Source organism: Stenotrophomonas sp. 364, from assembly GCF_009832905.1.
Taxonomy (GTDB): Bacteria; Pseudomonadota; Gammaproteobacteria; order Xanthomonadales; family Xanthomonadaceae; genus Stenotrophomonas; species Stenotrophomonas maltophilia_AP.
This window is the reverse complement of sequence record NZ_CP047135.1, coordinates 3596150-3608296: the sequence shown is the minus strand read 5'-3', so window position 1 is coordinate 3608296 and position 12147 is coordinate 3596150. Positions and strand designations below refer to the sequence as shown.

Annotated in this window: 8 protein-coding genes; 5 read left to right on the top strand and 3 right to left on the bottom strand. The window is 67.8% G+C overall.

The annotated features are described in order from the left end of the window. The first annotated feature begins 145 nt into the window (after positions 1-145). Positions 146-1189, top strand: a complete 1044-nt coding sequence (locus GQ674_RS16245) for a S41 family peptidase (protein ID WP_236546105.1) — start codon at positions 146-148, stop codon at positions 1187-1189. Positions 1190-1243: 54 nt separating this feature from the next. Here GQ674_RS16245 and GQ674_RS16240 read toward each other — a convergent pair whose 3' ends face one another. Next, positions 1244-2464, bottom strand: a complete 1221-nt coding sequence (locus GQ674_RS16240) for a multifunctional CCA addition/repair protein (protein WP_159497902.1) — start codon at positions 2462-2464, stop codon at positions 1244-1246. Between the two features lie 165 nt (positions 2465-2629). Next, complete coding sequence (locus GQ674_RS16235) at positions 2630-4621, bottom strand: transglycosylase SLT domain-containing protein (RefSeq protein ID WP_159497901.1); 1992 nt, start codon at positions 4619-4621, stop codon at positions 2630-2632. 132 nt (positions 4622-4753) lie between these two features. On the opposite strand from GQ674_RS16235, the gene GQ674_RS16230 reads away from it, so the two are divergent. The 4 genes from GQ674_RS16230 (at position 4754) to GQ674_RS16215 (ending at position 9675) form a co-directional block, all read left to right on the top strand. Continuing rightward, entirely contained in the window at positions 4754-5164 is a 411-nt protein-coding gene (locus GQ674_RS16230; RefSeq protein WP_159497900.1) for a biopolymer transporter ExbD, read from the top strand. A gap of 120 nt (positions 5165-5284) precedes the next feature. Next, positions 5285-5665 carry a biopolymer transporter ExbD gene (locus tag GQ674_RS16225; protein ID WP_159497899.1) on the top strand — a complete coding sequence of 127 codons (381 nt, stop codon included), beginning with the start codon at positions 5285-5287 and terminating at the stop codon, positions 5663-5665. Positions 5666-5912: 247 nt separating this feature from the next. Further along, a complete protein-coding gene (locus GQ674_RS16220) occupies positions 5913-8786 on the top strand; it encodes a TonB-dependent receptor (RefSeq protein WP_159497898.1) in 2874 nt (957 codons plus the stop codon). A gap of 262 nt (positions 8787-9048) precedes the next feature. Further along, positions 9049-9675, top strand: coding sequence for a LysE family translocator (locus GQ674_RS16215; RefSeq protein ID WP_159497897.1), 627 nt, complete (start codon positions 9049-9051; stop codon positions 9673-9675). A 223-nt stretch (positions 9676-9898) separates the two neighbouring features. Here GQ674_RS16215 and fhuE read toward each other — a convergent pair whose 3' ends face one another. Further along, the gene (gene fhuE / locus GQ674_RS16210; RefSeq protein WP_159497896.1) at positions 9899-12076 is read right to left on the bottom strand and encodes a ferric-rhodotorulic acid/ferric-coprogen receptor FhuE; all 2178 of its coding nucleotides are present in this window, start codon (positions 12074-12076) and stop codon (positions 9899-9901) included. Positions 12077-12147: the final 71 nt, after the last annotated feature.

Below are 12147 nucleotides of genomic sequence, written 5' to 3'. Positions count from 1 at the left end.
GGCATCCGCGGCGGCACGCCGGACGGAATCGGCGATGCCAGCTGCGTTGCGGTGGCACGCGTCGCTGGTAATGCGAACGGTGCACTGTGCCGATGACCGCGTGCAGCGCTAAGCTGCAGCCTCCTCACTACACGGATGTAGCACGATGATCGCAGGACGTGGTTGGCTGTTGATGGTGGCGCTTGCAACGGCAAGTGGCGCTGCACACGCACAGGACGTACCCAGCGCCGAGGCACAGGCGCGGATTCTGGATCTGCTGCAGCAGCAGTCGCTGTATCGCGACCGCGTGGACTGGTCCAAGGCCCGCGCGGCGCTGGCGGCTGCGCGTGACCCGGCGCAGACGCGGCGGTTGCTGGACGATGTGATCCAGCGCAGCAGTGGCGGGCACGGGCGTTGGATATCGGCCGACCAGCAGCGCACGGCGTCGAAACGCGCACAGGCCACGCAGGCAGCGATGGGCGCTGCGCCCCTTCAGACAGAGGACGCCAGCACGGGACCGACAGCGCGGCTGGGGTGGATCACGGTAGGCGCCTACATGGACGACCAGACCCAGCCCCAGGAAGTGCAGCACCAGGCCCGCAAGCAGGCGGCCATTGCGCTGCAGACGCGCATCCAGGAACAGGACGATGGTAATCGCTGTGGCTGGGTGGTCGACCTGCGCGGCAACAGTGGCGGCAACATGTGGCCGATGCTGCTTGGCCTGGGCCCGTTGCTGGGCGATGCCAAGGGCGCTGATCCGGTCGGGATGTCCATTCTGGCCGGCAAACGCCAGCCGTGGGCGTATCGCGATGGCGCGATCTGGTCGGACGGCAATGCGGTGGTCGGATCGCGCAACACGCGGTACACGCTGCGCCACCCGGGCGCGCCGGTGGCCGTCCTGTTCGGGCCGCGCACTGCCAGTTCCGGCGAGGCGTCGGTGCTGGCCTTCCGCGGCCGGGCAGCCTCGCGCAGCTTCGGCCAGCCCAGTGCCGGCTATTCCACCTCCAATGCCACGGCGCGTCTGCCCGATGGCAGCATGCTGCTGCTGACGGGCAGCGTGATGGCCGACCGCAACGGCGTAGGCGACGGCAACCGCCTGCAGCCTGACGTCACGGTGGGCGCAGGGCAGGACGCGGCCGCGCTGGCGCGCGAATGGCTGCTTGCGCAGCCGGCCTGCAAACAGGCCGCTGCGGTGGTGGATGCACGCTGAAACCGGATGCGCCGCGCGGGCCCGTTGATGCACGGGCCGTAGGGGCGCAGACGTTCAACGCACCGCCGCAATCGCCCGCGTACGCGCCTTGGCCAGCGCTTCACCCACTGCCGGCCCCTTCAGGTGGGTAAGGTCCAGGTCGCGCGCCTGGATCGCCAGTGCCGTCTCGTGCAGGCGGGTGAGCGTGGCGCCCTGCGGGTAGTCGCTGTCCTCGAAGCCCAGTCGGCCGCGCTTGTCGGCCTCGCAGCACAGCGCGATCTGCGCGATGCGCTCCGGGCGGCGGAAACCGTCGCAGCGGGCCAGCAGGTCCAGCACGGTGGCATCGCGCAGTTCGTCGATGCGGTGCACATTGAGATGGTCGCGGCATACCGCTTCGGCCAGCTGGCGGTGGTCCAGCGGTACCTTCAGGCGCTCGCACAGGGCATGCAGCGGGGCGACGCCGCGCTGCTCGTGCATGATGTGGCGCGGCCATTCCGACGGCGGCGTCAGGCCCTTGCCCAGGTCGTGGGTAAGCGCGGCAAAGCCGATCAGGTCGTCGCCTGGCGCCAATCGCGCGGCCATGTCGCTGACCATTTCCTGGTGCACGCCGGTATCCACCTCGGGATGGAATTCGGCGCGTTGCGGCACGCCATACAGCGCCTCCAGTTCCGGCAGGATCGCCCGCAGCGCGCCGGCCTCGTGCAACGTGCGCAGGAAAGCCGAGGGCTGGGCGCAGGTGAGCGCGCGGCGCAGTTCCTGCCACACCCGCTCGGGTACCAGCGCATCGAGCTCGCCGCTGTCGGCGATCTGGCGCATCAGGTCCAGGGTTTCCGGGGCCACGGTGAAACCGAACGGCGCAAAGCGCGCCATGAAGCGCGCCGCACGCAGTACCCGCAGCGGGTCTTCCACGAACGCGGGGCCCACGTGGCGCAGGATACGCTGCTCGATGTCGCGCGCACCGCCATACGGGTCCACCAGCGTACCGGTGGCCTCGTCGCAGGCGATTGCGTTGATGGTGAAGTCGCGGCGCAGCAGGTCGTCTTCCAGCGTCACTGACGGGTCGGCATCGACCACAAAGCCGCGGTAGCCGCGCCCGGATTTGCGCTCGGTGCGCGCCAGTGCGTATTCCTCGCCGGTGTCCGGATGCAGGAACACGGGGAAGTCGCGGCCCACGGCCTTGTAGCCCTGTGCTTCCATCTGCGCCTGGGTGGCGCCTACCACCACCCAGTCGCGGTCACCGGGGGTCTGCTGCAACAGGCGGTCGCGTACGGCGCCGCCAACAAGATAGATCTTCATGCGCCCATGATGCCGCAGTGGGCCAACGCGACGCCAACCGGTAGTGCCGGCCGCTGGCCGGCTCGCCATGAACCCGCACAATGACGTAGTGCCGGCCGCTGGCCGGCTCGCGGGAATCTTCGGGCATTGCGAGGAGCCGGCCAGCGGCCGGCATACCGCGGCGGCTCAGTCGCCGCCCTTGTCCGCGTTGGCCGCACACGCGAAATTCTTGCGCTTGGCCTGCAGGCGACCGTTCATGCGGTCGGTCACCGGCAGGGCGTTGCCGTTCAAGCGCCAGTCGTAGATCACGCTGAAGGCCAGGATGCGCGCGACGTACTCGCGGGTTTCCTTGTAGCTGATGGTCTCGATCCAGATGTCCGGGTCGAAGCCCGGGCGCTGGGTCTGCCAGCGCGCGGTTGGCGTGGGACCGGCGTTGTAGGCGGCGATGGTGATGTACGGCAGGCCCTCGTACTTGTTCATCAGCTGGCGCAGGTAGGCCGTGCCAAGAGCGATGTTGGTGTCCGGGTCGTACAGGCTGGCGGCGCCGCCGTAGTTGGTCAGGCCGATCGACTTGGCCACGCTGGCACCGGTGGCCGGCAGCACCTGCATCAGACCCATGGCGTTGGCCGGGGAGCGCGCCTTCGGGTTGAAGATGCTCTCGGCGCGGATCTCGGCGGCCACCCAGGCCGGGTCGATCGCGTTGCGGGCCGATTCGCGGCGGATGGCGTCGTCGTGATGCAGCGGGAAGCGCAGCGAATACAGGCGCTGCTCGTCCGGCGTCTTGCCCAGCGAGAACACCGCACGGTCGAACCAGCCGTTGTCGCGCGCCACTTCCACCGCGATGCGGCGCTGGGTGGCGTCGTAGCGGCTCAGGGCGTCATTCCACTCGGCGACGGCCCAGCCGGCGCGTTCGATCTTGAACAGCTCCATGGCCCGCACGATGGCCGGGTCGCGGGCGACCGCCGCCTGCGCCTGAGCGCTGTCATTGGGTTCCCACGGGCACAGCGTGTAGGTGGACTGGCCGAGCTGGTCGGCGGCGAGGAAGCCATGGAAGGTGGCCGCACGTGCCGCCTCGCGGTACAGCGGCTGCGCCTCGCTGCGCTTGCCGGTTTTCTCCAGCATGCGGGCCTCGAAGTAGCGCCAGCGCGAGTCGCTGCGCTGGGTCGGGCCCATCTTGCGGATCGCGGCCAGCGCCTGCGGCCAGTCGCCGCGCGACATCGCTTCGCGCGCGCGCCATTCGTGCAGGCGCTCGTCGTAGGCCGAATCGGGCACCGCGTTGAGGCGGCGAGCCGATTCGGGGCCGTACGAGGCCACCGTCCACAGCGCCACCTGGTACAGCACCTGCGCCTGCTGGGCCGGGCTCAGCTGCAGCGCGTTGGCGTACTGCGGCAGCTGCTGCTCGGTGGCGGCCGGGTCGGCCTTGGCCAGCTTGGCCAGGCCATCGGTGGCGATGCGCCGGCTGCGCTCATTGCGCGGCCAGTTCAACGCGCTGGCATTGGGTTTGTCGACGAAGGCGGCATAGGTGTTGGCCAGAGCCAGGTCGGCGGCGGGCAGGCCGCGCGCCGCGCTGCGCATCACCGCCGGCTGCTGCTCGTCGGCGGCCGCATCGATGCGTGCCCAGCGCAGGTCGGCACTCAGGCCGCCCTTGGCATCGAGCACGGCGAACACCGCATCGCACGCATCGGGCAGGGACTTGCCGGTGCTGCGCCAGATCGCCTGGGCCTCGCTGGTCCACTGTGCGTCGGCCTTGCCGGTGGCCTGGCGTGCGTTGAGCTGGGCACAGCGCAACCCGACGTTGTCGGTGGGAACCCAGTTGGCCAGCAGCGTGGGCCACTCCTGGCGGCGTGCCAGGGCGGGCAGCCAGACGCTGCGGAAACTGCTGGCCACGGCCTGGCCGTTGTAACGCTTGAGGAAGTCCTGCGCCTGCGTGGCGCTGACCGAGTCGATGTTCCGGCGCAGGTTGGCGTATTCCAGCCAGCCGTACAGCGGATGCCTGGCCAGCGCTGCGGCCTGGGCCGGGTCGTACTGGCCGCGCTCGGCGTTGTCGATGGCTGCCTTGAGCTGCGCGCGCTGCGCATCCAGGTTCTGCGCATCGGCCACCGGGCTGACCCCGGTGCAGGCCAGCAGGACGGAGGCGCTGAGGAAATACAGGGGAAGTCGAGTCATGGCCGAAAGCATAACGGCGCACGGTGAAGGGCGGTGAGGGCAAGCCGACTCGATCATGAACGAGCGCCGCACAGCGCGGTGAAGACCGGCCGCGCCCGGCGTAGTGTCGGCCATGGGGCAGCCCGCTCCAGGGAGAGACAGAGCATGGCATTCCGCGCAGCCGCTACGTCTGGACCACTGGCCGAGATCAACGTCACCCCGTTGGTCGATGTGATGCTGGTGTTGTTGATCATCTTCATCGTGACCGCCCCGATGGTGTCCTTGCCCATCCCGGTCAACCTGCCGCAACGCACCACCACCGTAGTGCCGCCCACCGAGCCACCGCCGCCGATCGAGCTGCGCGTGGATGCGTCCAACCAGGTCACCTGGAACGGGCAGGTGGTGCCGGTCGCCTCCCTGCAGGCACGCATGCAGGACCAGGCACAGGCGCACGCCGGCAACCTGCCGGAGTTGCGAATCGCCACCGACCCCGACGCCGAGTATGCGGTGATGGCCAAGGTGCTGGCGGCTGCCAGCAACGCGCACCTGGAGCGCGTCGCCTTCGTGCGTCCCTGACCACGGTCGTGGCCTGTCCGTGTGGACGGGCCACGCTTTCATGGCACGATGGGCCATCCACCTTGGTGCAGGACGCAGCGGATGGTTTTTCCAGGTAACAGGCCCGGCGGCCCCATCGCCATGCCCAACCTCACGCCGTTGGTGGATGTGATGTTGGTGGTGCTGGTGGTGGTCGTGGCCACGTTCCCGATGCTGCAGCGGCCGTTGGCCCTGCCATTGCCGCAGGGAACATGGTGCGGTCCGGAGGCCTACGCGCCGCATCCGCCCCCGATCGAACTGTCGCTGGACGCGGCCAATCACCTGCGCTGGAACGGCGTACCGCTGCCGTTGGGCGCAGTGGCCGCGCAACTGCAGGCCTTTTCCACCCTGCCGGCGCAGCAGCGCCCGACCGTGCGGCTGCGCACCACCGGTGACACCGACTACCAGGCCCTGGCCGAGGTGATGGTTGCCGTGGACAACGCCGGGCTGATGTCGGGCCTGGGGATCGACTCGGACGACTGAACGGCGTGCACGCGCGTTGATCCGTGTTGCGTCAGTTCCAGACCACGCCTCGTTGCGCGGTACGCAGCGACGACGGCCTCTCGAAAGCCTTGCAGGGCGGGCATGTTGCCTGTTCGGATTTGTCGCATCCGCGTGAAAGAGTGTCGGCCATCACGTCGGCCCGTTTACCGTTTGTTTACAAAGGAGACGTTGCCGCCATGCAGGGGGTGCGGCAGCCCAGACCAACATTCCTTTGTGGAGAGAGCGAATGAACGACCTGCACTACCGCCCCTTGGCGGTCGCTGTATCGCTGTGTCTGTTGTTGGCAGTGCCCGCGCTGGCCGGCGCGCAGGAAGCGCCCCGTACCACCACCGAGCTGGACCGCGTCGAGGTGACCGGCAGCCGCATCAAGCGCGCCGAAGTGGAAGGCCAGGTGCCGATCCAGACCCTGACCCGGGCCGAGATCGAACGCACCGGCATGAACTCCATTGGCGAAGTGCTGCAGCAGCTCACCGGGTCCGGGTCGGCGCTGAACGCCAAATTCAATTCCTCCGGCAACTTCGGCTTCCCGCCTGACGGCAGCGGCGTGGGCGCCGGTTCGGCCCAGGTCGATCTGCGCCACCTGGGGGCCAAACGCGTGCTGGTGCTGGTGGACGGTATCCGCTGGGTCAACGAATCCTCGGCCTCCGGCGTGGGCGCGGCGACCGATCTCAATACCATTCCGCTGGCGATCGTCGAGCGCATCGAAGTGCTCGAAGACGGCGCGTCGTCGTTGTACGGCTCCGACGCCATCGCCGGCGTGGTCAACATCATCACCCGGCGCGAATTCGATGGCGGCCAGGTCACGCTGAACTACGGCGAGTACAGCAAGGGCGACGGCACCCAGAAGGGCGTGGACCTGGCCTGGGGCACCAGCGGCGACCGCTACACCCTGTTCCTGGGCGCCAGCTGGACCAAGCAGGACCCGGTGTACGCGCGCGACCGCGAGCAGTCGCGCTTCCCGATCCCGGGCACCGGGCTGGCCTTCGGCAGCGGTGGCATTCCGCAGGGCCGCTTCGCCTTCGTCGACCCCAACACCGGCGCCGAGCAGGACATCGTGCCCAATACCGGGGTGAGCAACCCACGCTACGACGGCAGTGCCGGTTGCAGCCGTACCGACGACTACCACTGCTTCACCTCGGCCGACCGCTTCAACTTCGCCGAATACAACATGGTGCTGACGCCGTCGGAACGTAAGGGCATCTTTGGCCAGTTCCGTTTCGACATCACCGACAACATCCAGTGGTACATCAAGGCGCTGGGCAACCGCCGCGAATCGACCAACCAAGCCGGCCCGGAGCCGCTGTTCTTCGGCCCCGATGGCGCCACCGGCAACCCGCTGGCCGACAACATCGTGGTGTCCGCACTCAACCCATACAACCCATTCGGGTTCGACCTGGTGTCCTCGGGCAACATGAGCCTGATCGGCCGGCGCCCGGTGGAAGGCGGCGCGCGCATCTTCGAGCAGGAGGTCAACACCCAGTACTTCGCCACCGGCCTGGTGGGCCAGTTCGAGGCCGGCAGCCGCAGCTGGTTCTGGGACGTCAACGGCATGTACAGCAAGAACAAGGCCGAGCAGACCAACTACGGCAGCTATGACATCTTCAAGGTGAACATGGCCCTGGGCGACCCGGCGGTATGCGCGGCCACGCCCGGCTGCGTGCCGCTGAACATCTTCGGGGGCGCCGGGTCGATCACCCCGGCGATGCTGGACTGGATCCAGCCGGTGGTGCGCGACCGCAGCCAGAACGAGTTGAGCCTGTTCACCGCCAACCTGAGCAGTGACCTGTTCAACCTGCCGGCCGGCCCGGTGTCGTTCGCCACCGGCTACGAGTACCGCAAGTACGAGGGCCGCTACGATCCCGATCCGCTCACGGTGATCGGCCATTACAACGGCGTGCCGTCGCTGCCCACGTCCGGTTCCTACGACGTCAATGAAGCGTACCTGGAGCTGAGCGTGCCGATCTTCGCCAAGAGCGCGATCGGCGAGAAGCTCGACCTGAGCCTGGCCGGGCGCTACTCGGACTACTCCACCTTCGGCGGCGAGTTCACCCCCAAGTACGGCCTGCGCTGGCAGGTGACCAATGACTTCGTGCTGCGTACCAGCTACGCCGAAGGCTTCCGCGCACCGTCCATCGGTGAGCTGTATGGCTCGGCGGCGCGTGCCGACCTGCAGCTGTTCGACCCGTGCTCGATCGGCCTGGGCGGCACCGCACCGCGTGGCAATCCGGCCAACTGCGCCGCGCTCGGCGTACCGACCGGCTTCCAACAGGCCAACTCGCAGATCTCGGTCACCACCGGCGGCAACGCCGAACTGGATCCGGAACGTTCGCGCAGCTTCAGCGCCGGGTTCGTGTGGAGCCCGTGGTTCGGCAATGATGCGTCATGGTCGGAGCGCTTCGACGTGGAAGTGACGTTCTACCGCCACACCATCGAAGGCGCCATCCAGGCCATCAACGCGCAGACCCAGCTGGACCTGTGCGTGGAAACGCTGGATCCGGTCTACTGCGAGGGCATCAGCCGCGCGTCCACCGGTGCGGTGAGCAGCTTCAACAACCGGCTCACCAACCTGGGCTCGATCAAGACCGACGGCTGGGACGTGGACCTGTTCTGGACGTTCCCGCAGAGCGACATCGGCCAGTTCAAGCTGGGCTGGCAGAACACTTTCGTGGGGCGCTATGAAGCACTGGGCGCGGCGGGCCAGCGGCAGCCGCAGAAGCCGGGCGTGGAAGTGGCCGACAGTTCGATCCCGGAGTGGACCAGCAACGCGACGCTGAGCTGGGCCCGGGCCAACTGGAGCGCCTCCTGGACCGTGCGGCACATCTCCGAGCTGACCGAGGACTGCGGCGACGCGGTGGCCTTCCCGGTGTGCAGCAACCAGCAGGAGGGCACCAACACGCTTGATGCCACCACCTTCCATGACCTGCAGGTGGGCTACAAGGTGGACTGGATGAAGGGCCTGCAGCTCAGCGCCGGCTTGAACAACGTGTTCGACAAGGATCCGCCGATCTGCCTGTCGTGCTCGCTCAACGGCTACGACGCGTCCACCTACGACATCCCGCGTGGTCGCTACTGGTACCTGCGCGCGGACCTGCGGTTCTGATCGGGCGCTGACCCACCGACCACGGTCCGGCACTCGGGCCGTGGCCGGTGGCACCACGTTAAGCCGGGCTCTGCCCGGCTGTCCATGCTGGCAGTAGCCGGGCAGAGCCCGGCTCTACGTGGCTGGCCGTGCCCATCGCAGCCGGACAAATCTGTTGCGCGTGCCGGCCATTGTGTGGGGCGGGACGGCCGCTGGCGGTGGCGTCAGGCATCATGGGCAGCCGGGCAGAGCCCGGGTCTGCCCCCTTCCGAACGTAGTTGCCATGAACCTGCATACCTGGTGGATCTTCGCCGTCACCGTGTTCGTCCTGTGCGGCACGCCGGGGCCGAACATGCTGCACGTGATGACCCGCAGCGTGCGGGTCGGCTTCCGTCGCAGCGTGGCGGCCATGGCCGGCTGCCTCACCGCGCTGGTGCTGGCCCTGTCGATCTCCGCGGCCGGGCTGGGTGCGGTGCTGAAAGCCTCGCCGCTGGTGTTCGACGTGCTGCGCTATGCGGGCGTGGCCTACCTGGTCTACCTGGGCATCAAGGCCTGGCGTGGCGGCGATGCGCCGATCGATGTGGGCAGCACCGCGGCGATCGCACCCAGCAAGCGCCGCATCCTGTTCCGCGATGGCTTCATCATCGGCATCAGCAACCCCAAGCTGCTGTTGTTCGCGTCGGCGTTCCTGCCGCAGTTCGTCGACCTCGGCCAGCCGCAGCTGCCGCAGTTCGTGGTGCTGGTAGGCACCTTCGCGCTGATGGAGATGTTCTGGTACGCGGTGTACGCCGCCGGTGGGCGCGGCCTGGCCAGTTATCTGGCGCGCCCGGGCCTGCGCAAGGTGTTTGATCGCGTGGTGGGCACCATCTTCATCGGCTTCGGGCTGGCGCTGCTGCGCGCCCGACCGTAGTGCCGGCCGCTGGCCGGCAACCAGGCAAGACCGTCATCGTTCATGAGGTTGCCGGCCAGCGGCCGGCACTACCGGCGCCCGGCCAGGCGTGGCCGCGCGACGCACCGCGCCGCAGCCGGTAGAGCCACGCCATGCGTGGGTGCGCATTCCCCGCGCGTCGTGCAGAACGCAGAACGCCGGGCAATGCCCGGCGCTCTGGTGTCCGCTTGCGGTCAATGACCGGTCAGAACGACCAGTTGAACGTGATCGAGCCGTTGCGGCCGTCGCCGTACGCACCGTAGCCGTTGATCTGCGAGAAGTACGTCTTGTCCAGCAGATTGTTGAGATTGGCCTGCACGCTGAACTCGGGCGAGATGCGGTAGCGCACGAAGGCGCTGACCAGGGCGTAGCCCTCCTGCTCGATGCGGCCGTACGCGGGCACCGGGTAGTAGATGCGGTTCTGCCAGTTGGCACCGCCGCCCACGGTCAGCGCCGTCAGCGATTGCGGGGTGTAGCTGGTGAACAGCTTGATCGTCGTCTGCGGCAGGTTGGTATTGATGTCCGCGTCGTTGATGTCCTTGGCCACGTAGCGCGAGGCACCGAAGGTGGCGTTCCAGCCCGGGGCCAGTTCGCCGTTCACTTCAAACTCGAAACCCCGGCTCACCGTGCCGCGTGCGGCGATGTAGGCAGTTTCGCCGCCCGTTCCGCCCACCACCGGTTCGCCGGTGGACTGGCCCACGTTGTCCTGCTCGATACGGAACACGGCAAGCGAGGCATTCAAGCGGTCGTCGAACCATGCACCCTTGACGCCCACTTCGTAGCTCTTGCCGTCCACCGGGTCCAGGTAGCTGCCGTTACGGTTCTTCAGCATCTGCGGCTGGAAGATCTCGGTATAGGACGCATAGGTGGAGTAGGTGTCATTGATGTCGAACACCAGCCCGGCATACGGCGTGGTCACCTTGTGCGAGCGGTCGGCGTCTTCGCCTTCACTCTTCCAGTCGGTGTAGCGCGCGCCGATGATCAGCTTCAGCGGGTCAGCAAGCGACAGGCGGGTGGCGGCGTAGCCGGCCTTCTGGGTGATGGTGCCGCGGCTGGCCAGTGCAAGCGCATTCCAGTTCGGCTCGGCGATGTCGCCATTCCAGTTCAGGTAGCTGGTGAAGGGATCCCACGGCAGATTTGCGCCACCTACCTGGTAGTCGCCGTAGTTGGCGTACTCGCGCTTGTTGTAACTGAGGCCGGCCATGAACTGGTGCTCGCGGCCGAACAGCTGGAACGGACCGTCCACGAAACCATCGACCGCGTTGACCTTGCGCTCGGTGTTGTAGAAGCCGGCCGACGGCGAGATGCCGGCACCGGTGGTCTTGTCGAAGTTCGACGCGCCCGAGGTCCAGTCGTTATACGCCGGGTAGAACAGCTTGTCGTCGGCCTTGCTCTCGTCGTGCGTTGCACCGATCTTGAATGTCCAGCCGTTGGCGAAGCCATGTTCCAGCGTGGCGAAGGCGCGCTTGCTGGTGGTGTCCCAGTAGGTCCAGTTCGGGCTGGCGTTGAACGATGCGTCGTAGCCGGTCGAGGTGCCGTCGGAGTACAGCATCGGGAAGCCACCCCAGGTGGCGCCGTTGGCCCGCTTCTGCTGGTAGTCGTAGCCCACGCTCAACTGCGTGTCCGGGGTCAGGTCGGCGTCGATCACCGCATAGCCCAGCGTCTTATGCTGGTTGTAGCGGTCCATCTGCGCGTCGGTGTCCAGGTAGCTGCCGATCACGCGCGCGCGCACCGAGCCGCTGGCGTTCAACGGCGCGGTCACGTCCACCGTGCTGCGGGTGCGGCCCCAGCTGCCCACGTTGACCGACACGGTGCCCGTCAGCTCGGCGCTGTCGGCATGCTTGCGGATCAGGTTCACCGAGGCGGAGGGATTGCCGGCGCCGCTGAGCAGGCCGGTGGCGCCACGCACCACTTCCACGCGGTCATACAGGGCCAGGTCCAAGCCGGAATCGCCGTAGCTCCAGTTCTGCACCATCTGCGTGGGCAGGCCATCGAACTGGTAGCTGTCGATGTAGAAGCCGCGGGCGTAGAACTCGGTGCGTTCGGTATCGGACTGGGTGCTGCTGACGCCGGTGGTGTTGGCCAGCACGTCGAGGATGTCGTCCAGGTTCTGATCTTCGATGCGCTGGTGGCTGATGATGCTCACCGACTGCGGGATCTCGCGCGGGGCCAGGTCGAAGCGGGTGCCGGCCGAGGTCTTGCGCACGGAGTAGCCTTCGGCGCGCTCGCCCTTGACCACCACCTTGTCCAGGGTGGTGGCGTCGGCTGGGGCGTCCTGCGCGAACGCGGGGGCAGCGGCCAGCGCGCACAGCGCAGCGAGCAGGGCCTGGGTCAGGCGGGCCTGCGGCAGCAGGCGGGGCAGCACAACGGAAGAACGGGTCATTGGCGGTTCCAGGGCGGCAGCACGCACATGGCCGACATCCTCGGTGGCCTGGCGTGCTGCAGTGGGTGGGG